At 69.6% G+C, this 22,857-nt stretch carries 20 protein-coding genes; 4 read left to right on the forward strand and 16 right to left on the reverse strand.

The annotated features are described in order from the left end of the window. Positions 1-300: 300 nt before the first annotated feature. Positions 301-2,145, reverse strand: a complete 1,845-nt coding sequence (locus ACFVKT_RS11070; protein ID WP_385729982.1) for a prolyl oligopeptidase family serine peptidase — start codon at positions 2,143-2,145, stop codon at positions 301-303. 121 nt (positions 2,146-2,266) lie between these two features. On the opposite strand from ACFVKT_RS11070, the gene ACFVKT_RS11075 reads away from it, so the two are divergent. Both ACFVKT_RS11075 and ACFVKT_RS11080 read left to right on the forward strand, forming a co-directional pair. Further along, entirely contained in the window at positions 2,267-2,641 is a 375-nt protein-coding gene (locus ACFVKT_RS11075; protein WP_385729984.1) for a nuclear transport factor 2 family protein, read from the forward strand. 44 nt (positions 2,642-2,685) lie between these two features. After that, positions 2,686-3,504 (forward strand): SURF1 family protein, encoded by an 819-nt coding sequence (locus tag ACFVKT_RS11080; protein WP_385729986.1) that lies wholly within the window; start codon positions 2,686-2,688, stop codon positions 3,502-3,504. 218 nt (positions 3,505-3,722) lie between these two features. Here ACFVKT_RS11080 and ACFVKT_RS11085 read toward each other — a convergent pair whose 3' ends face one another. The 12 genes from ACFVKT_RS11085 to ACFVKT_RS11140 form a co-directional block, all read right to left on the reverse strand. Further along, positions 3,723-4,901 (reverse strand): hypothetical protein, encoded by a 1,179-nt coding sequence (locus tag ACFVKT_RS11085; RefSeq protein WP_385729988.1) that lies wholly within the window; start codon positions 4,899-4,901, stop codon positions 3,723-3,725. 83 nt (positions 4,902-4,984) lie between these two features. Next, positions 4,985-5,560, reverse strand: a complete 576-nt coding sequence (locus ACFVKT_RS11090; protein WP_385731036.1) for a SigE family RNA polymerase sigma factor — start codon at positions 5,558-5,560, stop codon at positions 4,985-4,987. Positions 5,561-6,165: 605 nt separating this feature from the next. Then, the gene (locus ACFVKT_RS11095) at positions 6,166-7,257 is read right to left on the reverse strand and encodes an aspartate-semialdehyde dehydrogenase (protein WP_385729989.1); all 1,092 of its coding nucleotides are present in this window, start codon (positions 7,255-7,257) and stop codon (positions 6,166-6,168) included. A 49-nt stretch (positions 7,258-7,306) separates the two neighbouring features. After that, the gene (locus ACFVKT_RS11100) at positions 7,307-8,599 is read right to left on the reverse strand and encodes an aspartate kinase (protein WP_385729991.1); all 1,293 of its coding nucleotides are present in this window, start codon (positions 8,597-8,599) and stop codon (positions 7,307-7,309) included. 364 nt (positions 8,600-8,963) lie between these two features. After that, positions 8,964-9,464, reverse strand: a complete 501-nt coding sequence (locus ACFVKT_RS11105; RefSeq protein WP_385729993.1) for an SgcJ/EcaC family oxidoreductase — start codon at positions 9,462-9,464, stop codon at positions 8,964-8,966. A gap of 309 nt (positions 9,465-9,773) precedes the next feature. After that, positions 9,774-10,712, reverse strand: coding sequence for a pseudouridine-5'-phosphate glycosidase (locus tag ACFVKT_RS11110; protein ID WP_385729995.1), 939 nt, complete (start codon positions 10,710-10,712; stop codon positions 9,774-9,776). Positions 10,713-10,723: 11 nt separating this feature from the next. Continuing rightward, positions 10,724-14,815, reverse strand: a complete 4,092-nt coding sequence (locus tag ACFVKT_RS11115) for an amino acid adenylation domain-containing protein (RefSeq protein WP_385729997.1) — start codon at positions 14,813-14,815, stop codon at positions 10,724-10,726. Beyond that, the gene (gene upp / locus ACFVKT_RS11120) at positions 14,812-15,480 is read right to left on the reverse strand and encodes a uracil phosphoribosyltransferase (RefSeq protein WP_385729999.1); all 669 of its coding nucleotides are present in this window, start codon (positions 15,478-15,480) and stop codon (positions 14,812-14,814) included. The genes ACFVKT_RS11115 and upp overlap by 4 nt, the downstream gene beginning before the upstream one ends. A 50-nt stretch (positions 15,481-15,530) precedes the next feature. Beyond that, a complete protein-coding gene (locus tag ACFVKT_RS11125) occupies positions 15,531-16,775 on the reverse strand; it encodes a questin oxidase family protein (protein ID WP_385730001.1) in 1,245 nt (414 codons plus the stop codon). Continuing rightward, positions 16,685-17,221 carry a DMT family transporter gene (locus tag ACFVKT_RS11130; RefSeq protein ID WP_385730003.1) on the reverse strand — a complete coding sequence of 179 codons (537 nt, stop codon included), beginning with the start codon at positions 17,219-17,221 and terminating at the stop codon, positions 16,685-16,687. Before ACFVKT_RS11130 ends, ACFVKT_RS11125 begins: the two co-directional genes overlap by 91 nt. Positions 17,222-17,224: 3 nt before the next feature. Then, the gene (locus ACFVKT_RS11135) at positions 17,225-17,698 is read right to left on the reverse strand and encodes a DMT family transporter (protein ID WP_385730005.1); all 474 of its coding nucleotides are present in this window, start codon (positions 17,696-17,698) and stop codon (positions 17,225-17,227) included. Then, positions 17,695-18,384 (reverse strand): HAD family hydrolase, encoded by a 690-nt coding sequence (locus ACFVKT_RS11140; RefSeq protein WP_385730007.1) that lies wholly within the window; start codon positions 18,382-18,384, stop codon positions 17,695-17,697. Before ACFVKT_RS11140 ends, ACFVKT_RS11135 begins: the two co-directional genes overlap by 4 nt. Positions 18,385-18,619: 235 nt before the next feature. On the opposite strand from ACFVKT_RS11140, the gene ACFVKT_RS11145 reads away from it, so the two are divergent. Beyond that, complete coding sequence (locus ACFVKT_RS11145; RefSeq protein WP_385730009.1) at positions 18,620-19,792, forward strand: LLM class flavin-dependent oxidoreductase; 1,173 nt, start codon at positions 18,620-18,622, stop codon at positions 19,790-19,792. A 194-nt stretch (positions 19,793-19,986) separates the two neighbouring features. On the opposite strand, the gene ACFVKT_RS11150 is transcribed toward ACFVKT_RS11145, so the two are convergent. The 3 genes from ACFVKT_RS11150 to ACFVKT_RS11160 form a co-directional block, all read right to left on the reverse strand. Continuing rightward, on the reverse strand, positions 19,987-20,646 hold the full coding sequence (locus ACFVKT_RS11150) for a DUF5063 domain-containing protein (RefSeq protein ID WP_385730011.1): 660 nt from the start codon (positions 20,644-20,646) through the stop codon (positions 19,987-19,989). Next, a complete protein-coding gene (gene recR, locus ACFVKT_RS11155) occupies positions 20,639-21,238 on the reverse strand; it encodes a recombination mediator RecR (RefSeq protein ID WP_326721624.1) in 600 nt (199 codons plus the stop codon). The genes ACFVKT_RS11150 and recR overlap by 8 nt, the downstream gene beginning before the upstream one ends. Positions 21,239-21,370: 132 nt before the next feature. Beyond that, positions 21,371-21,715, reverse strand: a complete 345-nt coding sequence (locus ACFVKT_RS11160) for a YbaB/EbfC family nucleoid-associated protein (protein ID WP_384381551.1) — start codon at positions 21,713-21,715, stop codon at positions 21,371-21,373. A 335-nt stretch (positions 21,716-22,050) separates the two neighbouring features. On the opposite strand from ACFVKT_RS11160, the gene ACFVKT_RS11165 reads away from it, so the two are divergent. Continuing rightward, positions 22,051-22,812, forward strand: a complete 762-nt coding sequence (locus tag ACFVKT_RS11165) for an SLATT domain-containing protein (RefSeq protein WP_385730014.1) — start codon at positions 22,051-22,053, stop codon at positions 22,810-22,812. The last annotated feature ends 45 nt before the right edge of the window (positions 22,813-22,857 follow it).

Here is a 22,857-nt window from a genome sequence, read left to right on the forward strand (position 1 = left end):
GGGGGGGGGGGGGGGGGGGGGGGGGGGGGGGGGGGGGGGGGGGGGGGGGGGGGGGGGGGGGGGGGGGGGGGGGGGGGGGGGGGGGGGGGGGGGGGTGGTTTTTTCGCCCCCTCCGCCCCTACCCGTCCCTTGCTTCTGGGGCTCCGCCCCAGACCCCGCTCCTCAAACGCCGGAGGGCTGAAGTTTCTTAGCCCGTCCGGCGTTTGAGGACGAGCGCGTTCAGCGCGACAGCGGGGGTCTGGAGGCGGCAGCCCCCAGGTACGGGACGGGTAGGGGCGGAGGGGGCGAGCAAACCCCCCGCTACCCGCCCAGGTGCCTCTCCGCGAAGTCCAGTTCCAGGCGGACCTGCTTGATGCGTTCGTCCACGACCAGGGACCCATGACCCGCGTCGTAGCGATACACCTCGTGGACGGCGTCGCGGGCGGCGAGGCGGTCGACGTAGTTCTCGACCTGACGGATGGGGCAGCGGGGGTCGTTGACCCCGGCCGAGATGTAGACCGGGGCCTTGACCGCGTCGACGTACGTCAGGGGGGACGACGCCGCGAAGCGTTCCGGGACCTCCTCCGGGGTGCCGCCGAGGAGCGTGCGGTCCATGGCCTTCAGCGCCTCCATCTCGTCGTGGTACGCCGTGACATAGTCGGCGACCGGGACCGCGGCGATACCGAGGGTCCAGACGTCCGGCTGGGTGCCCAGGCCGAGAAGCGTGAGGTACCCGCCCCAGGAACCGCCGGTGAGGATCAGCCGGTCGGGGTCGGCGAGCCCGGACGTCACCGCCCATTCGCGGACCGCGGCGATGTCCTCCAGCTCGATGAGACCGACGCGGTGCTTGAGCGCGTCCGTCCACTCACGCCCGTACCCGGTGGAACCGCGGTAGTTGACCCGCACCACCGCGTACCCGTGGTCCACCCATGCCGCCGGGCCCGCCGCGAACGAGTCGCTGTCGTGCCAGGTCGGGCCGCCGTGGATGTCGAAGACCGTGGGGAGCGGGCCACTCGCGCCCGCCGGCTTCTGGACGAGGGCGTGCACGCGGCCGCCCGGTCCCTCCACCCAGACGTCCTCCACCGGGACCGATCCCGGGGACTTCAGACCCGGCGGGTCCAGGACCACGGCCCCCGTCGTCGAGCGGACCACCGACGGCTCGGCCGCCGACGACCACAGGTACTCCACGGTTCCGTCGGGCCGGGCCGTCGCCCCCGACACCGAGCCCGGCGGGGTCGGCACGGGGAGCAGCTCATGGGACGCGAGGTCGTACTGCCACAGGTCGCTGCGGGCCTCGAAGCTGTGCGCGACGAGCAGCGCGGAGCCGTCCGGATACCACTCGGCGCCCACGTCGCCGGGCAGGTCGAGGACCAGCTCCGTCTCCTCACCGGTCGCCACGTCCCACACCAGGGGCTCCCAACGGCCGCGTCGCTGATGCCCGATGAGCAGCCGGGTGTCCCCGTCGACCGGGGCGAAGCCCAGCACCTCCAGGCCCAGCTCGACCGTGCCGCCCTTGGTGTCGTCGAGCTCCGCGACCGCCGAACCGTCCGGGCGCAGCACCCGCAGCGCCGAGTGCATCGCGTCGCCGTGCTCGGTGTGCTCGACAGCGATCAGCGAGCCGTCGTGCGAGAGGTCGCCGACGCCTGCGGACTCCCGGTGGCGGTAGATCTCCACGGGGTCCTCGCCGGTCCTGGCCACATGGATCGTCGAGCCGTCCTCATCGGTGGAGCGCCCCACGACAGCCGTCCGCCCGTCCCGGCCGATCGCCAGTCCCCCGGGGTAGGAGGGCTCGAGGCCCGGGGCCGCGGGTTCATCGGGACCGTCGGAGGCGGGGGAACCCTCGAATCGCTGACGGCGCCAGATCCCGAACTCGTCGCCGTCCTTGTCGTCGAACCACCAGATCCACTCGCCGTCGGGCGAGAGCACCCCGTCCGTCGTGCCGTTCGCCCGGTCCGTGACCTGGCGCTGCTCCCCCGTCGCCCGGTCCCACGCGTACAGCTCATACGTCCCCGTCGCGTTCGAGACGAACAGCGAGCGGTGCGGTGCGTCCTCCGCCCAGTCCGGCAGCGACACCCGCGGCGCCCTGAAGCGCTTCTCCCAGTCCGGCATGGATCCGTCCTGCGCTGCGGTCGCTTTCCCCTGGATGGGCCCGTTGCTCTCAGTCATGGCCCCATAGTGCCTGGCCCGCCCGGCAATCCGCTGCCGAGGTCCCCAGCCTGTGGATAACTTCCCGGCCCGGCAGGCGGGCCGAGGCCGATTGTCAGTGGGCGGGTGCAGACTTCGTGCCATGACCGAACTGCGCAAAACAGTCGAGAACTACTGGGCCTCCGCCGACGCCCGGGACTGGACCGCGTTCGCGGACACACTGACCGAGGACGTCGTCTACACCCTGCCGCAGACGCGCGAACGCATCAGCGGCAGGCAGAGGTACGTCCAGTTCAACCGCGAGTATCCGGGCGACTGGCACGTCCGGATCGAGCGCGTCATCACCGAGCCGGACCAAGCCGTCTCCTGGACCTGCGTCACCGTGGGCCTGGAGGAGATGCACGCCATCACGTTCTTCACGGCGGACGGATCCGGGCGAATAGCCACCGTCACCGACTTCTGGCCGGAGCCGTACGAGCCCCCGCCCGGGCGCGAGCACCTGGCCGAGCGGTACTGACCCCGAAGCCCGGCCCCGCCCCGCGGCCCCGTACCGTTGAAGGCGTGTACCGGTTCCTGCTGACGCCCCGCTGGTGGGGGATCAACGTCTTCGTGCTGTTGGCCATCCCCTTCTGCATCTTCATGGGCTCATGGCAGTTGGGGCGGTTCGAGGACCGGGTGCAGACCAGCCGCGACGCGGACAAGCAGGTCGAGGCGGCGAAGACGGAAGCGCCGCGGCCGCTGGCCGACCTGCTGCCCGTGGACAAGAGCACGTCCGGCAATCAGGCGATCGCGACCGGCCGCTACGCCGACCAACTGCTCGTGCCGGACCGCGACCTGGGCGACAAGCAGGGCTTCTACGTACTGACGCTGCTGCGGACCGACGACGGCAGGGCGCTGCCCGTCGTCCGGGGCTGGCTGCCCGGCGACGCGGACCCGGCGAAAGCCCCGGCCCCGCCCGGCGGCGAGGTCACGGTGACGGGTGCGCTCCAGGCATCGGAGAGCCCGGGGTCGAACGGTGTGAGTGCCGTCGGCGGGCTGCCCAAGGGCCAGACCGGCGCGATCAGCGCGGCGTCACTGGTGAACCTGGTGCCGTACAAGGTGTACGACGCGTGGATCACCCTCGACAAGGCCGACAGCGGAATGACCGCGGTCCCCGCGACCGCCCCGCAGGACACCGGCCTGGACCTGAAGGCGTTCCAGAACCTCGGCTACACCGGTGAGTGGTTCGTCTTCGCGGGCTTCGTGCTCTTCATGTGGTTCCGGCTGCTGCGCCGCGAGGTGGAGTTCGCGCGGGACTCGGAACTGGGTCTGGTACCGGACCCGACGGTCCCGGCCGAGGAACCAGCACCGGACACCGACGCCCGTACACCGGTGTCGTAGACCGGTCTCGTGTAGACCGGTCTCGTGTAGACCGGTCTCGTGTAGACCGGTCTCGTGTAGACCGGTCTCGTGTAGACCGGTCTCGTGTAGACCGGTCTCGTAGACCGTCCCCAGTCCTCGGTCACACCGTCTCGCAGACCTTACGCAGTGCTCAGTCCTCAGTCCTCAGCCCTCAGTCACACCGGTCTCGCGAAGACCCGCGGGAGGCGGGACCAGAGTCAGGACCCCTCGGGTGCGAGCACCCCCGTGCGGTACACCGTCCCCGCGCACGCGTTGGAGATCGTCGTGGCCGCCGTGGCCGTACCCGTCTGATCCGTGTGCGAGACGGTGACGCTGCCTTCGGCCACCCCGTCCTCCGTGATCAACTGCGTCGAGGTGCCGCCGGAGTCCGTGGAGGTGCCGCCGGTGGTCACGTCGTCGGTCGGGCTCGGGTCCGGTGAGGGCTCGCTGGTGGTCGGACAGGTCTCCGAGGGCACCCAGGCGAACCTCACGACGTACGAGGTGCCCGGCTGAAGTACCAGCGAGCTGACCTCGGTGGACGGGTCGGGCAGGCCGGTGGCCGCGTCGCCCGTCACATGGTTCACCACGTTGACCTTGGCCGATTCCGCGGCGCCCCCCGTGACGGTGGTCACGCTGCCCGCGCCGCTGACCGCGCAGGGTGCGGTGGAGACGTTCGAGACGGCGAAGGAGCCGTAGACCGTGCCGGTGGAGTCCGGGTCGCCGAGGGTGCTGGTGGCCCCGCCGAGCTGGGCCGCGGTGCACAGGGGCGCGCTCATCGTCGAGGCCTCCGTCGGATCGGCGCCGCCTGTGACTGCCCCGCTCCCCGCGTCCTTGCTCGCCTCCGGCGTGCTCGTCGCGCCTCCTTTGCCCGGCTCCTTGACCGTGCCGGAGGAACCGCCCACCGCGCGCTCACCCCCGTCCGCGGTCTTGCCCTGGCCGGAGCCGCCCTGAGTCTGCGAGCTGTTGCCCGCGATGGACGGATTGGCGTTCGGTCCCGAGGCGTTCGAGACGTGCAGCAGAGCCGGGACCGCGGTGCCGATGAAGAGCGCCGCGGCCGCCATGCCGACGACGGCCTGGCGCTTGCGGGCCCGCCTGACCGGCACCGCGCGGCGCAGGTGATCCAGGGTGCCGTCGGTGGGCTCGATCTCCTGGACGGCCTGCCGCAGCAGCAGCCGCAGCGCCTGCTCGTCCGAGCCGAGCCCTTCGAAGTCGAGCCCCTCGGACCGAAGTCCTCCCGAGGCGTCTCCGGAGCCGTGTCCGTCGGAGCCAAGTCCTCCTGAGCCGGGTGCGTCAGGACCGAGCCCTCCCGGGCTCTGTCCCGCCGGGCTCCGTCCCGCCGAGCCCCGTTCCTCCGGGCCGGCTCCGTCGCGGCCGTGTGCTTCAGGGCCGTGATTCACAATTCCGTTCCCAGCGTGCGATTGCTTGTGCTCGTGTTCTGGGCGCCGGGGTTCCCCGGGACGCCATTGCTCGTCGTAGCCGCTCATGCCGGCGCCTCCATGGCAACACGGAGCGCCGCTATGCCGCGCGAGCCGTACGCCTTGACCGACCCCAGGGACACCCCGAGCGTCTCGGCGACCTGGGCCTCGGTCATGTCCGCGAAGTAGCGCAGGACCAGGACCTCGCGCTGGCGGCGCTGGAGTCCCTTCATGGCCTTGATCAGCGCGTCACGCTCCAACTGGTCGTAGGCGCCTTCCTCGGCGCTCGCCATGTCGGGCATCGGCTTGGAGAGGAGCTTCAGACCGAGGATGCGCCGCCGCAGGGCGGAACGCGAGAGGTTCACCACGGTCTGACGCAGATACGCGAGCGTCTTTTCCGGGTCGCGGACGCGTTTACGCGCCGAGTGCACCCGGATGAAGGCCTCCTGGACGACGTCCTCGCAGGACGCGGTGTCGTCGAGCAGGAGTGCCGCGAGACCCAGCAGCGAGCGGTAGTGCGCGCGGTAGGTCTCGGTCAGATGGTCGACGGTGGTTCCGGCGGCCGTGCTGTCCTCGGCGCCGTCGCGCTGATCCGGAATGCGGGCGGGCCGCGCTGAGGGCATGGGCGCGATCACCGGCATGCCGCCGGACGCACCGGGGCCGCGGAGTCGGCGGGGCGGACGCAGGGCGCTGCCCCTTGTCTGTACCGCTGTGAAATCGAGTACCTCTGCCACGCCAGTTGGACACGCGTCCCCCCGCCAGGGTTGTACGCATCAGGCGTCGCGTTTGCGTCAGGCACCCCTTTTGACAATGCGTCAAATGCCCTCATGCGACCAGCTCATCCCCTATGTCCCGTTTTACCGCGACGTCCGACCACCCCTGAACGGCGACCGCAAAGACGCTCCCCGCCCTCCGCACGGTTGCGGAGGACGGGGAGGAAAATCTTCGAACGACCGGTGACTCGTTTCAAGTGGTATGGACCATTACCTTCACCACACATCCGGCCGACCACTGCGACCAGACCGCGCCAAGGAAGGCCCAGACACACCCGCCAGTCACCCGAAGACCGGAAGGCCCAGACACCCGCCAGTCACCTGAAGACCGAAGGGCTCATGCAGCCGCACCGGTCACCTGAAGACCGGCGCGCCCATCCGGATGCTCGCACCACACATCCAACACAGATCCTACAAACGAATCCCTCTGTGGCCACCAGGATTCCGGTTACCGGACAGCGAAAACGCAGAACTCAAGCTCTCGTGATCTCCGCCGCCACGAGCTCCGCGATCTGCGCGGTGTTCAATGCAGCACCTTTGCGCAGGTTGTCCCCGCAGACAAACAGTTCGAGTGCCGTCGAATCGTCCAGCGACCGGCGTACCCGGCCCACCCAGGTCGGGTCGGTGCCCACCACGTCGGCCGGTGTGGGGAATTCGCCGGCCGCCGGGTTGTCGAACAGCACGACCCCGGGCGCGGTGGCGAGGATCTCCCGCGCCTTGGCGACGGTGACCTCACCCTGGAAGCGGGCGTGGACGGTGAGGGAGTGCGTGGTGACGACGGGGACGCGTACGCATGTCACGGCCACGGGAAGCGCCGGGAGCCCGAGGATCTTGCGGGTCTCGTTCCGTACCTTCATCTCCTCCGAGGAGAAACCGTCCTCGGCGACGGACCCGGCCCACGGCACCACGTTCAGCGCCACCGGCTCCGGGAACGGCCCGGTGTTGTCGCCCACGGCACGCCGTACGTCACCGGGCTTGGTCCCCAGTTCCGTACCCGCGACCAGTGACAACTGCTGGCGCAGGGTGTCGACGCCCGCGCGGCCCGCCCCGCTCACCGCCTGGTAGCTGGACACCACCAGCTCGCGGAGCCCGAACTCGGCGTGCAGCGCGCCGAGCGCCACGATCATGGAGAGGGTCGTGCAGTTCGGGTTGGCGATGATCCCGCGCGGCCGGACCCGCGCCGCGTGCGGATTCACTTCCGGTACGACGAGGGGCACGTCCGCGTCCATCCGGAAGGCGCCGGAGTTGTCGACGACGACCACGCCCTTGGCGGCGGCGATCGGCGCCCACCGTGCGGCGATCTCGTCCGATACGTCGAACATGGCGACGTCGACCCCGTCGAAGGCCTCCTCCGTGAGGGCCACGACCTCGACCTCCTCGCCGCGCAGGGCCAGCTTGCGGCCGGCCGAGCGCGGAGAGGCGATCAGACGGATCTCGCCCCAGATGTCGGCGTGCTGGGACAGGATCTGGAGCATTACCGTGCCGACGGCGCCGGTCGCGCCCACGACCGCGAGCGTCGGCCGTTCGGTCCGCGACCCGGCATGGGCGGCACCGGTACGGGCCATCAGCGGCCCGTACCTCCGCACGAGTCGTGCAAGTCGTACGAGAGGACGGTCATCGTCCGGTGCCTCCGTAGACGACGGCCTCGTCGCTGTCGGAGTCGAGCCCGAAGGCGGTGTGCACGGCGCGCACGGCCTCGTTCACGTCGTCGGCGCGGGTGACGACCGAGATGCGGATCTCGGAGGTCGAGATCAGCTCGATGTTCACGTTGGCCTGGGTCAGGGCCTCGAAGAAGCTGGCCGTGACACCCGGGTTCGTCTTCATACCCGCGCCGACGAGCGAGATCTTGCCGATCTGGTCGTCGTAGCGCAGGGACTCGAAGCCGATGACGTCCTTCGCCTTCTCCAGGGCGTCGATGGCCTTGCGGCCGTCGGTCTTGGGGAGGGTGAAGGAGATGTCGGTGAGGCCGGTGGAGGCCGCGGACACGTTCTGCACGATCATGTCGAGGTTGATCTGGGCGTCGGCGATCGCGCGGAAGATCGAGGCGGCCTCGCCGGGCTTGTCCGGGACGCCGACGACCGTGACCTTGGCCTCGGAGGTGTCGTGCGCGACACCCGAGATGATGGCCTGCTCCACCTTCTGGTCCCCTTGCTGCTGTGTCTTCTGCACGAGTGGTTCGCTGCTGACCCAGGTGCCCTGCAGTCCGCTGAAGGACGAGCGCACATGGATCGGGATGTCGTAACGGCGCGCGTATTCCACACAGCGGTGGAGCAGCACCTTGGAGCCGGAAGCGGCGAGCTCCAGCATGTCCTCGAAGGCGATCCAGTCGATCTTCCGGGCCTTCTTGACCACCCGCGGGTCGGCGGTGAACACGCCGTCCACGTCGGTGTAGATCTCGCACACCTCGGCTTCGAGCGCCGCCGCCAGCGCGACGGCGGTCGTGTCCGACCCGCCGCGTCCGAGCGTGGTGATGTCCTTCTTGTCCTGCGAGACGCCCTGGAAGCCGGCGACGATGGCGATGTTGCCCTCGTCGAGGGCCGTACGGATACGGCCCGGCGTGACGTCGATGATCCGCGCTTTGTTGTGGACCGAGTCGGTGATGACACCCGCCTGGCTGCCCGTGAACGACTGGGCGCTGTGGCCCAGGTTCTTGATCGCCATGGCCAGCAGCGCCATGGAGATCCGCTCCCCCGCGGTCAGCAGCATGTCGAACTCCCGCCCGCTGGGCATCGGAGACACCTGCTCGGCGAGATCGATCAGTTCGTCCGTCGTGTCGCCCATCGCGGAAACGACCACGACCACCTGGTGGCCGTTCTTCTTCGCTTCCACGATCCGCTTGGCAACACGCTTGATGCCCTCGGCATCGGCTACGGAGGAACCTCCGTACTTCTGCACGACAAGGCCCACGTGCGCTCCTCGATCAATCCGTCTCTGCACCGCACAACTGCGGTCGGCTCAGTCTAACGAGCGGCCGGAATTCCCCTCCGGGGTATCGCATCGTGAGATGTCCCGCCCACGAAGTGATCACCCGGTCCGTCAGGTCAGCGAAGTCCTCCGGCCGCTCCGGACGGCACCTGCCCGCAGCCGGGACCCGTCACTCGGAAAAGTGCGCCGCGTCACACTGCAGGGCCGGGCAGGCCCTGGAGGTCGGGCGTGGCCGGCTCCTGCTGGAAGACAAGCCGGGGGCCTCGCCGTCGTCAACAGCTGGTGCCGGACGACGGCGGGACCGTGGCGTTGCGGAACGCTCCCGGTGGCGGCCTGTGCGTCGCGGTCAGCTCGTGGCCGGCAGCAGCGAGGAGTGGTGGTTTTCGATCAGCCAGTGGCCGTCCTGCTTCTCGTACTCGAACGTGTAGCGCGCCTCGACGGTGCTCACCACGCCGGTGTCGGGGTCGGTGAGCTTGAACTCGTAAAGCCCCGTGTCGATGGCCTCGTTGTCGTCGAGAACCTTGATCACGGTCTGGACCTTCGTGGCCACGGGCTTCTTGGCGAGGAAGCCCTCCATGTAGTCGACGATCCCCGCGCGGTCCGTACGGATCACGGGCGAGAGGGTGGGGAGCAGCACCGCGTCGCTCGCGTACCGGTCGGCGACGACCTCCGGGTCGCCCGTCGCCAGCGCGGCTCTCCAGCCGTCGAAGAGGGCGGCGATCTCCGCCTTGGTGGGCTTGGTGCTCTTCACCTCAGGGCTGGCCGTGCTGACGCCGGCGGTGATGGTGCCCGCGGCGATCAGCGCCGCGGCGGTGGCCATGGCCGCGCGAGTCCGTATGTGATGCATCACAACTCCTGTGCAGGTTAAGTGAGTTGCTCCCACTTGGTGCCTCCGGGAGCGCTTCCACTTTCCTCTCGTGCAGGCAAAGACCCGACCAGGAAACGATCAGTGCATGGCCAAGACTTCCCGGGGATTCAGCGGGAGTCCCGGCCGTCCGCGGTCGACCGTGACGGTCAGCCCGCGGACGGCAACACACCGGAGTGATAGTGGCGATCCGTCACCTGCGTTCCCCGCATGCAGTCACAGGTCACTCCGGTCGGCGGAGCCGGTGAGCGTTACCGGACCTGAGGTTCTCCACGGTGAAGGAACCCTCGGTCAAGAGGCCTCCTTGCGGTGGCGGGCGTGGGCGGCCGCGAGGTGCGCGCCGGTTTCCGCCGTGCTGATGAGGACCGCCATGTTGGCCTCCGAGGTGCGGCCCCCGGTGGTCTTGTCGATCGCGCGCATCAGGTACTTGGTGAGCGCGTTGCCGCGGATACCCTCGCGTTCGGCGCCGGCCAGTGCGTCCTGGAGGGCCGCCTCGGCCACCGCACTGTCCACGGCGTCCTCGGCGCGAGGCGGGGTGGTGATGACGACCGCGCTGTTGCTGCCCGTTGCCCAGTGGTTCTCCACAATGCGCGCGATGACCTCGGGGTCGTCGACGCGGTGCGGGCTGCGGATGCCGCTGGAGGCGCAGTAGAACGCCGGGAAGTCGTCCGAGCGGTACGAGACCAGCGGGACGCACTGCGTCTCCAGATACTCCATCGTCAGGTTCAGATCGAGGATGTTCTTCGCGCCGGCGCAGACCACGGCCACCCTGGAGCGGGTGAACTGAACCAGGTCGGACGAGATGTCCATCGAGGTCTCGGCACCCCGGTGCACGCCGCCGATGCCCGCTGATGCGAAGAAGGGGATACCGGCCAGTTCGGCCGCGACCAGTGAGGAGGCGACCGTGGTGGCGCCCTTGCCACCGCGGGCCAGGGTGACGGGCAGGTCCCTGCTGCTCACCTTCGGGATGCCCGGCGTCGAGGCGAAGCGTTCGATGTCGGCCTCGTCCATGCCGATGAGGAGGCGGCCGTCGTCCACGCCGATGGTCGCGGGCACCGCGCCGCCCGCCCGGACCGCGGCCTCCACCTTGTGGGCGGTGGCGGCGTTGTCCGGGTAGGGCAGGCCGTGGGTGATGACGTTGGACTCCAGGGCGAGGACCGGTTCCCCGGCTGCCAGGGCCTCGGCGACCTCTTCGCCGAAGACGAGGGGGATCGTGTCGCGGGTGCTCATGTGCGTCCTCGTCAGTTCTGGGCGTAGTCGGGTGCCTTGATCAGCAGATGGCCCCGCCGGGTTATCTCCGGTTCGTACACGGACTCCTGCCAGGCGTCCTGGGCCACCGGTTCGAGTGCGATCGAGACGGCGCCCTCGTAGGTGCCGAACTGCTCGACGATGACCGCGGTGAGGGACTCGGCGAGGCGCTGTTTCTGCTGCTCGGTGAAGTTCTTGGGAAAGTGTTTGATGGTGAGGTGCGGCATGACGGACTCCTCGGTCTGTCGGCGGGCTGCTGTGCGGTCGCGGATCGTCTGCGCCAGCTCGGCGACGCCGGGATCCTTGAGGACTCTGTAGTGGTCGCCGGTCAGTTCGATCACCGTGGGCGGCGTGGCGGCGTATCCGGAGTGGCCGTCGATGAACGAGTAGTCGTCGCCGGCCGCCTTGAAGACGGTGACCGGGGCGCTCAGCCGGCGCTCGGCCAGTTCGCGGAAGGTGTACTCGAACTCGTAGGTCCGCGCGACGAGTTGGGTGATGCGCCGGATCAACGGCGCACCCAGTTCCGGCAGCTGTCGGTGGAAGAACTCCACGAAGCTGTCCTCGTCCTGGGTCTCCTTGAGGCAGCGGTCGAGGTCGGGGCCGCTGATCGCCCCGGCGAAGACCGAGTAGAGGATCGTGACGTAGGCGGGGTTCGTGTAGGACGCCGTACGCCCGTGTGTCTCGACGTCGGCGCCCCGGATCTCGGGGTTTCCGGGGCAGATCAGCAGCAGGTCGGCGACACTCTCCCCGGCCTGCTCCAGTTGCCAGGCCGCCTCGAAGGCGACGCGGGCGCCGAACGAGTACCCCCACAGCGTGTACGGCCCGTGCGGCTGGACGCGCCGGATCTCGGCCACGTCGGCGGCGGCGGTCTCACGGATCGTGGCGTAGGGCACCTCGCCGGCGTTCAGGCCGTGCGTCTGGATGCCGAGGAACGGTCCGCCGAGATCGGTCTCACGGGCGAGTACGCGCAGGTTCATCGGATAGCCGCCGAGGCCCGGCCAGCAGAACACCGGGCTGCCCGCGCCGCCCTGTCGCAGCGGCACCAGTCGCGAGGGAGGCGTGTCGCCGTCGCTGTCGATGCGTGCCGCCAGGTCCGCCAGCCGCGGGCACTCGAAGACGACCTGGAACGGCAGCCGGATGCCGAACTCGCCGTTGATGGCGTTGACCAGCGTGACGGCGGTCAGCGAGTTGCCTCCGCAGGCGAAGAACTCGTCGGTCGTGGAGACGTGTTCGTAGCGCAGCGCCTTGCCCCAGGCCTCGGCCAGCCACCGCTCGGTCCGGGTTTCGGGAGCGGTGAACGGGCCGTCCGGGGCTGCCGAGTTGACCTCGTCGGAGGCTGCCAGGGCCCTGCTGTCGACCTTTCCGTTCGCGGTGAGCGGCAGCCTGTCCAGGACGAGGACCCGGTTGGGGAGCATGTAGTCGGGCAGCATGCGGCCGAGTTCGTCCTTGATGATCTCGGTCGGACCCTTCATGTGGACGGAGTCCTCGTACATGCCCTCGCTGCGGATCTGCTCCTCGCCGACCCTGCCGCCGAGAAAGAAGTACGACGCCTCGCCCGGGGCGATGCCGTGCCGGGACAGGACGGCGTCCATGTGCCGTGCGGCCGGAAGCGGCCTGCCGGACCTCGAGCTGTAGCCGGACGCCATGAAGCCGAGGCCGAGGCCGTTGCGCTGGAGGCGGTGCAGGTAGGCGCCGAGCCCGATGTACGACAGCCACGGACGGTCACTGTGGCGGCTGACGGCGGTGATGCCGAACGAGGCCCGGTCGTAGACCTGTTGGTTGATGGCGACGACGTGCTTGCGCAGGACGAGATCGTCGGACAGCCACTCCAGGCCGCCGTCACGGTAGCGGTACTGGCCCGACGCCATACCGTCCACCCGGCCGGGGTGCGCCTGGACATAGAGGTCGACGGACTCCCGCCGGGGCGTCCCCTCGTTCGGGACGACCTCGAACGTGCCCATGTAGTGGTCCTCGTCGGCCACGTCGAGCCGCTCCTTGACGCCGGGGAGCCGGTCGAGCGGACGCAGGTTCAGTCCGTGTGCGGGGAGCACCTCCTCGAAGACGCCGACCATGTGCCCGGCCTCGAACTCCAGCACCTCCTCGACGTTGGTCAGGTACACCGGCTCGATGGCGCTGCGGCGCCCGGCCAGGTGGACCAACAGGCTTAATTCCGGAGGGAGTTCGGAGGGACCTATGCGAACCAGGGCATGGTCGACGGGATGGTGGTAGTAGACACCGGGCGCCAGTCCGGGCAGGCCGCCCGTCTCCACGTACAGCTGTGTCGCGTAGAGGGCGCCGGGCGAGGCGTACGCGTACTTGGGCAGGAGCCGCTCCGTGCTGCGGAACTGGCCGAACCAGCGCAGGATCTCGCCGAGCCGTGTCAGGTTCAGGTCCGCGTGGGGGCCGACCGCGGGCGGCTTCGGTGCGAGCAGCTCCAGCAGGTCGGCGCGGGTGACGTCGCCGCCCTCGTAGAAGCGGTAGGTCTTGCGCGCGAAGACCGCGCGGCGCTGGGCCTGCGTCTCCTGGGCACCCGGCAGCGGTATCACGGCGCGCCCGGCCGATTCCCGTACCCCTGCGTCGGCCAGCTGCGCCCGGACCTGGAGGCGGTCGCTCTTGGAGCGGTGGTGGCCGGAGTTTTCGCCCTGGTCCATCAGGGCGGCTTCCTTGGGGTTCAGCTCGATGCACGCCACCAGTTGCTGGTGGCCGGTGCGCGCGTCGTCGACCACGACCGCGGCGGCCCGGCGCACCCAGGAGTGCTGCTCGACGGCGAGCGCGACCTCGTCGAGTTCGATGCGGTAACCGCGGAGCTTGACCTGGTTGTCCGCGCGGCCGGAGAACTGGATCGTGCCGTCGGGGTTCCAGTACGCCAAGTCGCCGGTGCGGTAGAGGCGTTGGGTCGGGATGAACGGCGACGGGATGAACCGCTCGCGGGTCTGTTCCGGGCGGTGGAGATAGCCGCGGGCCAGCTGGGTTCCGCCGATGTAGAGCTCACCGGGCTCCCCGATGTCCACGGGGGCCAGGTTCTCGTCGAGGATGAAGCACTGGGTGTTGTCGACCGGTATACCGATGGGGAGGGTGCCCGCGCCGTCAGGGATCGCCTCGGGGTCGACCACATGAGCGGTCGCGTTGATCGTGCACTCGGTCGGTCCGTACAGGTTGATCAGTGACGCCCCGGGCAGTTCGGCGAAGAAGGCCCGGCCGAGGCTGCGGGTGAGTGCCTCGCCGCCGGAGAAGACCCGGGTGAGTGAGGTGCAGTGGCCCAACTCCTCGGTGTCGAGGAGGGCTTGGAGCAGCGTGGGCACGCACTGGAGGGTGCTGACCTCGTGCGCCCTGATGGTCGCGATCAGGGCCTGTGGGTCGCGGTGACTGCCGGGAACCGCCGTGACGACCCGGCTGCCGACCGCGGGCGCGAGGATCTCCCACTGCGCCGCGTCGAAGCTCATCGGCGTCTTCTGCAGGACGGTGGTGCCCTCGCCGAGGTGCCCGCAGGTGTGCATCCAGCGCAGTTGGGAGGCGACGCCGCCGTGCTCGATCATCACCCCCTTCGGACGGCCGGTGCTTCCGGAGGTGTAGATGACGTACGCCAGCGAGTCGGGCCGCCAGCTCCCGAGCGGTGAATCCGTGCGGTGGGCGGCCTCGGACAGGGCGACGATCCTCGTTCCCTGTGGGACCAGTTCGGCGAGGCTTTCCGCCAGGTGGTCCTGGGTGATCACGACGGTGGTGCGGCTGTCCTCGATCATGTAGCGCAGCCGGGCGTCGGGGTACTCCGGGGACAGCGGCAGATAGGCGCCCTGGGCGAAGAGGATGCCCCATGCCCCGGCCATCAGATCGGCGGACGGCTCCGCGTACAGGCCGACGCTGTCGTCCGGGCCGACCCCCAGCTCGCGCAGCCGGCCGGCCAGCCGGGCCGCGGACGCGACCAGATCCTGGTACGTCAGGCTGCGGAGGCCGTCGGTCACGGCGACGTCGCCCGGGCGGATCCTCGCCTGCTGGAGCAGCAGGTCGGGAAGGCTCGCACCGGTGCCCGCGGGGGTGCGCCGTGGCAGTGCGGCGGCCTGACCGGGCGTGCGGGTCGTGGTGTTCACCTGGCCCCCGAGTCGGTCGTGCCGAAGAAGCGGTCCCCGAAGTCACCGATGCCGGGGATCATGAAGGAGTGTTCGTTCAGTCGTTCCTCGATCGAGGACGTCACGATCCGCACGGCCGGGTGGGCGTCGTGCACGGCGCGGATGCCCTCGGGCGCCGCGAGGAAGTCGACGAGGACGATGCGCTCCTCGCGTACCCCCGCTTTCAGCAGAACGCCGATGGCGGCCTTCGCCGAGCCGCCGGTGGCCAGCATGGGTTCCAGGAGCAGGACATGGCGCTCGGCGATGTCGTCGGGGAGGTGGGAGTAGTACAGGTGCGGGAGCTTTGTCTGCTTGTCCCGCTGGATGAGGATCTTGCCGATGCGGATACCCCGGTGGATCTCCCGCAGTTCGGCCTCCATGCTCTCGCCGGCCCGGATGACGGGTACGGCGCACACCTTGTCGGCGAACTTGAGGCCCTGGTACGTCTCGCCGACCGGGGTGGTCACCTCGTGCGCCTCGAAGGGGAGTTGGTCTAGACCGGCCTCCAGGAGCAGGCGGATGATCCGGCGGGAGTAGTGGACGAAGTCCGCGCGGGAGGCGTCACGGTCGCGGATGACCGTGTGTAACGCGCGTAGTTGATTGGTCTGGGGAATTAAATTCACGTTGTTGTACGGGAGTTGCGACATGAATGATGCTTCTCCTGTGCTGGTACGTGTGCTGGTACGTGTGCCGGTGCTTATTCGGTGGGGGGCTCCTCGAAGGTGGGAGGAAGCTCCGGTGTGGCGGTGAACTGGCCTGCCGCGACGCGGTAGACGGAGCGGCGGCCGGTGCGTTCCCACACTCGCCGCAGTACGTAGACGAGCTTGGGGTTGTGCTCTTCCTCTTCCAGCACGGCCCTGGCGACGATCGTGCGCCAGTCCTGCTGCCGCGCCTCGTCCGCACCGCTGTCGGCGGCGTCCTCGAAGAGGCCGTGCAGTGCGGCGAGCTTGGGCCGGCGGGGGAAGCTGCCGCCGGAGAAGACGGTGCCGAGCAGCCCGGTCCAGAAACAGTGGACCGCGCGGCGGTGTTCGCCGGCGGGCAGCCGTCGGCTGATCTGCTCCACGGCGTGCAGCGAGGTGATCAGGTGGAGCAGCACGAAGTCCCCGGGCTGCGACAGGTAGAGCAGGGTGACCGCGTAGTACAGCGCGTCCCAGTCCGGCGTGCCGTCCTTGAGCCAGCCCGGCTCGGCATGGATCAGCGGATGCCCCGCGTCCAAGGTGCGGGCGATGCGGAACTGCAGCCCGGAGCGCAGGAGTTCGGGGTGGATGCGGCCGTCCTCGACGGGCGAGGTGTCGGCGAGGACCTCTGCGACCCACTGGGTGAGCTCGTCCCGGCGGTCGTCCCACTCCCCCGCGAGGCGCAACAGGGAGTCGGCCGGGGACGCGTCGTCCGTGGCCGGGCCCGTCGAACGTTCGGGGTGACAGTCGACGTACGTGAACGCCATGTACGCCAGGCCTTCGATCGCCATCCAGCGGTTGCCCACGTCCAGTGCCCATCCGAGGTGGATGGTGGCGTGGGTGAAGGCGCCCACCCAGCCGGTCAGCAGCTCGGGCACGTAGCGGCGCAGCACCTCGTCGAGACCGAGCTCCCGCTCGCGCGCGTCGAAGAAGTCGGTGTACGACCAGAAGCTGGTGCGCTGCCCCAGGTACTGGCGCCAGTTGTCCTCGGTGATGGTGTGCCGGTCGGGCTTGGGTGGTTCGAGGCCGTATCCGTACGTGGTGAGCGCGGCGTAGTTGTCGTAGTACGCCTTGATCTGCTGCGCGGGCACACCGAGCCCGGCGAGCGCGACGACGGCGTGCTTGGCGTGGTTGGTGAGGTGGCCGTTGAACTCGATGTGGTACGTGCGGTCGTTCAGGAGGTCGTCGACGAGCTTCCGCTCTCGGTCGTCGTCCCGGTCTCCGTCGTGGTCGCGGACTCCGGCTGCTCCGTCTTGCTCGGGCATTCCTGCGTCTCCTTCCTGTTCCTGCGGATCTGGGCGGTCAGCCGGGGCAGCGAGAGCCCCGCGAGGACGAGGACGACACCCAGGAGTCTGATGGCGGAGGGGGCCGACTTCTCCTGGATGCAGTCGATGGTGACCGCGGAGAGCACCTGGCCGCTGATCACAAGCAGCGAGGCGTTCATCGCGCCGAGGCGGGGGAACACATGGCTGTTGACGGCGACGAAGAGGGCGCCGACCGCTCCGCCCAGGTAGGCGGCGACGGGCGCCGATCCCGAGTTCGGCCAGCTGGACAGCGCGAACAGGACCACGGTCAGGAAGGCGAACCCCACCGCGTGATTCCACACCGAGGCCTTGAACGGGCCCACGCGCGTGCTGAGTTGGCCGTTGACGGCACGGCTCGTACCGATGAGGACGCCGTTGAGCAGCGCCAGTAGGACATAAAGGGTCACCTTTTACGCTCCGCCGAGGACGATCAGTGCACTGCCCGCGAGGACGAGTGCGGCTGTCCCCAGGTCGGTGGCGGTGATGCGGCGTTTCGGGATGCGCAGCAGGCCCAGCCGGTCCGACGCGACGCCGAACAGGACCTGCCCGGTCAGCATCAGGGCGGTGGTCCCGGACAGGGCCAGCGAGCTGTTCACGCTGGTCGCCGAGAGGATCACGACGAAGGCGCCCAGGATGCCGCCGAGGTAGAACCAGAGCGGCGCCCGGTCCGCTTCCGCCGGGAGCGACGGCGGCTTCGGCCGGCTCACGGCGCGTGCGGTCGCGGCGACCAGTACCAGGGCGACCACGGCGCCGAGGCCATGGGCGACCCAGGAGGCGTACACGGCGGTCGTATGGTGCGCCAGTTGGCCGTTGAACTCGGTCATCAGCGTCAGGAGGACGCCGCCCGCGATCGCCAGGAGCCAGTCGGTTGCTCGAGTGGTCATACGGTGGACTCCTCTGCCGGAGCCGTCAGTGCGGTGCCGAGGTGTGCGACGACCTCGTCGAAGGTGTCCACGATCCACGTCGGCTCCGCGGTCGCCAGCTCGGCCGCGTCGTGGATGCCGTAGGTGACGGCGATCGATCGCAGGCCCGCGGCGTTCGCCATCTTCAGGTCGTGCGTGGTGTCGCCGACCATCACGGCGCGCTCGGCGGGAATGCCGAGGGTGTCGAGTACCAACCGCCCTGATTCCGGGTGGGGTTTGGGGTGGGTGACCTCGTCCGCGCCCACGACGAGTGCGAAGTGGTCGCGCAGGCCGGCCGCGGTCAGCAGGGCGTCCGCGCTGGCGTGGAACTTGCTGGTGGCGACCGCGAGGGTGACTCCCCTGTCGCGCAGGGTGTCCAGTCCCTCGACGACGCCGGTGAAGAGCAGCTCGGGCGCACGGGGCAGGACGAGTTCCTTGAAGTGGACCTGGTACTGGCCCACCCCACGGGTCACCAGTTCGTGGTCCGTGGCGAGTCCCAGGAGCCGGCCGAAGCCCTGCTCCAGGGGAAGCCCGATCGTGGCCCGTATGTCCGAGGCGTCGGGAACCGCGACACCCAGAGACCCGAACGTTGCGGAGAACGTCTCGACGATCGCGCGCGGCGTGTCGACAAGTGTTCCGTCCAGGTCGAAGACGGCCAGCTGGGCCATGGAAATCCTTTCGTCAACACCAGGGATGAGAAAGACAGTTGCCTGAAAGACAGTTGCCTGGTCGAACCGTTTCCTGTCCCAACAGTTACCTGACCAAACGATTACGAATGCACTGCTGCGGAGTCATGAACAGTGTGTGGCAGCGTTCCCACCGGTGCTCTCCTGTGGTTGACGGGTCGCGGGGCCCGGTGCTGAATGGATCTCCCGCCGCCGTCCGCACACGAAGGGCTTTGTCATGCCTGTGGAATTCCTCGGCATCGCGTACACCAACAACGCCTCCGAGACGACGGCTCGCTCCGGCGCCTCGTTCGACAAGGAGTACACGCTCAGGCTCGCGCGGGCGCACGAGGACCACGGCTGGGACCGGGTGTTGTTCGCGTACGGGTCCGACACGCCGATTCCCACGCCGGCGGCGGCGTACCTCGCCGCGAAGGTGGACCGCTTGCAGATCCTGCTGGCGCACCGGCCGAACGTCTCCTATCCCACCTACGCGGCGCGCACCTTCGCGACGCTGGACCAGATCAGCGACGGACGGCTCGCCGTCCACTTCATCACCGGCGGCAACGACCACGAGCAGCAGCGCGAGGGCGACACCCTCACCAAGGACCAGCGCTACAGCCGTACCCGGGAGTACATCGAGATCGTCAAGAAGGTGTGGACTCGGCGCGAGGCGTTCGACCACGAGGGCGAGTACTACAGCTTCCACGACTACGTCAGCGATGTGTTCCCCGTCCAACAGCCTTACCCGGCAGTCTCGTTCGGAGGTTCGTCGCCCGCCGCCTACGCAGCGGGCGGCGCCGAGGCGGACATCTACTGCCTGTGGGGGGAGCCGCTCGCGGAGACGGCCCAGCAGATCGAGTCGGTGCGCGAGGCGGCACGTGCGGCGGGCCGCGCCGGAACGCCGCGCATCCAGGCGGCGTTCCGGCCGATCCTCGCGTCCACCGAGGAACTGGCCTGGGAGAAGGCGCACCGCACGGTCGCCGCCATCCGGGAGCGCCGCTCGGCGGGCCGCAGCGCGGCCCGCGGGCACCACCCGGACGCCCCGGAGAACACCGGCGCGCAGCGGCTCATCGCCATCGCCGCGCGGGGCGAGCGCTTCGACCGCGCCCTGTGGACCCCCACCTCGGCGGCCACCGGCGGAGAGGGCAACTCCAACGCCCTAGTCGGCACTCCCGAGACCGTCGCCCAGGCCCTGCTCGACTACTACGACCTGGGCGTCGACATCATCTCCGCCCGCGGCTACGACCTGCTCGGCGACGCCATCGACTTCGGACGGTACGTCATCCCGCTGGTCCGCGAGGAGGTGGCGCGGCGCGATCGCGAAGGCGCCCCCCGCGGCCCGCAGGAGCTGAAGCGGATCCAGGAACGGCTGGGAGACCGGCCACGGGCGACCGCAGCCGCGGGATGAGTGCACTGGTCGCACTGTGGCTGCCTGACGGGAGCCGCGGAACCGGGGATGCCCGGTTCCGTCAGACGCGTCGCGCGTATCGATCGTCACAGTGATCACCGGCCCGGCCACCTGAGCCTGCGTCAGCCCCTGCTCCTCGCGGATCTCCCGGAGATGGTGGCCCACACGGACCGTACGCCTCTCCGACCCGTCGGTTACTTGACCGTCCGAAGCCCCAACGGCTCCGCGATCTCCTCCGCCATGACCTTGCCGGCAGCCTCCGCGAGGGCGTCCTCGCCGAGGTCCTGGTCGGTGTCGAGGCCGTCCAGTTCTTCGAGGGGCTGGTTGAGGCGGACGTGGGCCACTACGGACTGGAGGGCGCGGAGGGTGGCGGAGGCGGTGGAGCCCCAGTTGGAGAAGTAGGAGAACTGCCACCACCAGAGGGCTTCGGTGGTGCGGCCGGCGCGGTAGTGGGCCATGCCGTGGCGGAGGTCGGCGATGACGTCGGCGAGGTCGTCGGAGATGCGGGCCGGGACCGGGGCCTTGCGCGGCTCGTAGGGGTCGAAGACCTCCGAGTAGACGTCGATCGGCTCCAGCATCACCGCCAGGCGCTCGCGGAGGTCGTCCACATCGGGCTCCGGGCCCAGGTCGGGCTCGTAGCGCTCGTCGGGAAGGATGTCCTCGTGCGCGCCGAGGCGGCCGCCGGCCAGCAGGAGCTGGGAGACCTCCAGGAGGAGGAAGGGGACCGCCGAGTCCGGCTCGTCGCCCTTCGCCACCTCGGAGACGGCGACCAGGAAGCTCTCCACCTGGTCCGCGATCTGGACCACGAAGTCGTCCGGGTCCTGGCTGGTCGCGTGAAGCGTGGCGTCAGACATCTAGGAGTCGTCTCCCCTCGAAGGCGCGGCCGAGCGTGACCTCGTCCGCGTATTCCAGGTCGCCACCCACCGGGAGGCCGCTGGCCAGGCGGGTGACCTTGAGGCCCATTGGCTTGATCATGCGGGCGAGGTACGTGGCCGTGGCCTCGCCCTCCAGGTTCGGGTCCGTGGCGAGGATCAGCTCCGTGACCACACCGTCGGCCAGGCGGGCCAGCAGTTCCCTTATGCGCAGGTCGTCGGGGCCGACACCCTCGATCGGGCTGATCGCGCCGCCCAGGACGTGGTACTTGCCCCGGAATTCACGCGTGCGCTCGACCGCCACGACGTCCTTCGACTCCTCGACCACGCAGATGACCGACAGGTCACGGCGCGGGTCGCGGCAGATGTTGCACAGCTCCTCCTGCGCGACGTTCCCGCAGGTCGCGCAGAAGCGGACCTTCGCCTTGGCCTCCATCAGGCACTGCGCGAGACGGCGGACGTCCGTCGGCTCGGCCTGGAGGATGTGGAAGGCGATCCGCTGCGCGCTCTTGGGACCGACGCCGGGGAGCCGCCCCAACTCGTCGATGAGGTCCTGGACCACGCCTTCGTACAACGGACTGCCTTTCCTGGGTCCTCACGTGCGTGCTTGGGCGGTACGTACGTACCGTAGTTGGCCGTTGCCCTTCTTAGAAAGGCAGGCCACGTCTCAGAACGGCAGGCCGTGTCTCAATCGGCACCCTGTGTCTCAGAACGGCAGGCCGGGGATACCGCTGCCGCCGCCGAGGCCCTGGGCGAGCGGGCCGAGCTTCTGCTGCTGGAGCGCCTGCGCGTTCTCGTTCGCCGCCTGGACCGCCGCGACGACCAGGTCCGCGAGGGTTTCGGTGTCGTCCGGGTCCACGGCCTTCGGGTCGATGACCAGGGCCCTCAGCTCACCGGAGCCCGTCACCGTCGCCTTCACCAGGCCGCCGCCCGCCTGACCGTCGACCTCGGTGCGCGCGAGTTCCTCCTGCGCGTTCGCGAGGTCCTGCTGCATCTTCTGGGCCTGCTGGAGCAGCTGCTGCATGTTGGGCTGGCCACCACCGGGAATCACGATCAGCTCCTGGTTCGTACGGCTGGAAGTGCGGATGTGAGTGCAGTTGTGAGTGGGGTTGTCATACCGCTTCGAGTACGGCTGTGAGTACGGCTTCGAGTACGGGTTTTCCCTCTCGGCACGAGCCTACGTGGTCGGCCGGTCCGTCGCTCAAGCACTCTTTCGAGTGAGACGGTCCGGAAGCCTATACCTGATCAAGCCCCACTTCCGGTCGGAAAAGCGGTGAAACCCGGGCCATCGCCACCCATTGGGCGGTAAGAAGGGTGCGACGCTCCTGCATCATGCGTCACGTGACGTCACGGAACGTCATCACCGTCGTCAGTAGGGAGTGCCGGGTGAGCCAGCCGGAGATGCAGCCCGAGGGGCCGCCCCAGGACGGCCGGGGCGGGCCGGGCGGGCGCGACGACGGCGCCGCGGGGGCCCGGCCGGGCGGCGACCTGACCGGGCGGCCGTTTCCGCTCGGGGACTGGGGCGAGCCCGCGGAGCGGCTCGACGAGCTGTACCGGTGGGTGGAGCGCGGGGCGCTCGACACGGCTTCCTGGTATCTCGCGGACCGGGTACGGAAGCGGCGCGGGGCGCGGGTGCTGCGGTGCGGGGCCGCGCTGGGCGCTGTCGCCGGGGCCGCCCTGCCGTTGCTCGACCTCACGGGTGTGGTCGGCGGGGTTGCCCCCTGGGGGTATCTGGCGCTGCTGCTCGGGGGTGCGTGCGTGGCGGGTGACCGGTTCTTCGGGGTGACGTCCGGGTGGATAAGGGACGTGGCCACGGCGCAGGCGGTGCAGCGGCGGCTCCAGGTGCTCCAGTTCGACTGGGCGTCCGAGAGTGTGCGGGAGGTTCTGGGGCCGACGGAGGGGACGGCCAGTGAGGCCGCGGATCGGTGTCTTGGGGTGCTGCGGCGGTTTTCGGATGATGTGACGGAGTTGGTGCGGGCGGAGACGGCGGACTGGATGGTGGAGTTCCGGACGGGGTCTGCGCCTATGGGGATCCAGTCGGCGGTGGGCGGGGCTCCCCGGGCCGAGGGGGCGCCGCCGGGGCGGCTCCCGTTGCCGCCGGGGACTCGGCCGAACATGCCTCGGCAGCGGCCGCCGGAGCCGCGGTAGCGCCCCGGGGGGAGGCTGGGGTGGAGTTTTTTCGCCCCCTCCGCC

It is taken from the genome of Streptomyces sp. NPDC127595 (assembly GCF_042671685.1).
In the GTDB taxonomy this organism is placed as follows: domain Bacteria; phylum Actinomycetota; class Actinomycetes; order Streptomycetales; family Streptomycetaceae; genus Streptomyces.

What these genes read in the sequence shown, in the direction of transcription:
- ACFVKT_RS11140 (WP_385730007.1), bottom strand. Translation starts at nt 18,384, where the DNA reads ATGGCCCAGCTGGCCGTCTTCGACCTGGACGGAACACTTGTCGACACG.
- ACFVKT_RS11145 (WP_385730009.1), top strand. Translation starts at nt 18,620, where the DNA reads ATGCCTGTGGAATTCCTCGGCATCGCGTACACCAACAACGCCTCCGAG.
- ACFVKT_RS11090 (WP_385731036.1), bottom strand. Translation starts at nt 5,560, where the DNA reads ATGCCGGTGATCGCGCCCATGCCCTCAGCGCGGCCCGCCCGCATTCCG.
- ACFVKT_RS11150 (WP_385730011.1), bottom strand. Translation starts at nt 20,646, where the DNA reads ATGTCTGACGCCACGCTTCACGCGACCAGCCAGGACCCGGACGACTTC.
- ACFVKT_RS11110 (WP_385729995.1), bottom strand. Translation starts at nt 10,712, where the DNA reads ATGAGCACCCGCGACACGATCCCCCTCGTCTTCGGCGAAGAGGTCGCC.
- ACFVKT_RS11135 (WP_385730005.1), bottom strand. Translation starts at nt 17,698, where the DNA reads ATGACCACTCGAGCAACCGACTGGCTCCTGGCGATCGCGGGCGGCGTC.
- ACFVKT_RS11125 (WP_385730001.1), bottom strand. Translation starts at nt 16,775, where the DNA reads ATGCCCGAGCAAGACGGAGCAGCCGGAGTCCGCGACCACGACGGAGAC.
- ACFVKT_RS11075 (WP_385729984.1), top strand. Translation starts at nt 2,267, where the DNA reads ATGACCGAACTGCGCAAAACAGTCGAGAACTACTGGGCCTCCGCCGAC.
- ACFVKT_RS11105 (WP_385729993.1), bottom strand. Translation starts at nt 9,464, where the DNA reads ATGCATCACATACGGACTCGCGCGGCCATGGCCACCGCCGCGGCGCTG.
- upp (WP_385729999.1), bottom strand. Translation starts at nt 15,480, where the DNA reads ATGTCGCAACTCCCGTACAACAACGTGAATTTAATTCCCCAGACCAAT.
- ACFVKT_RS11095 (WP_385729989.1), bottom strand. Translation starts at nt 7,257, where the DNA reads ATGGCCCGTACCGGTGCCGCCCATGCCGGGTCGCGGACCGAACGGCCG.
- ACFVKT_RS11070 (WP_385729982.1), bottom strand. Translation starts at nt 2,145, where the DNA reads ATGACTGAGAGCAACGGGCCCATCCAGGGGAAAGCGACCGCAGCGCAG.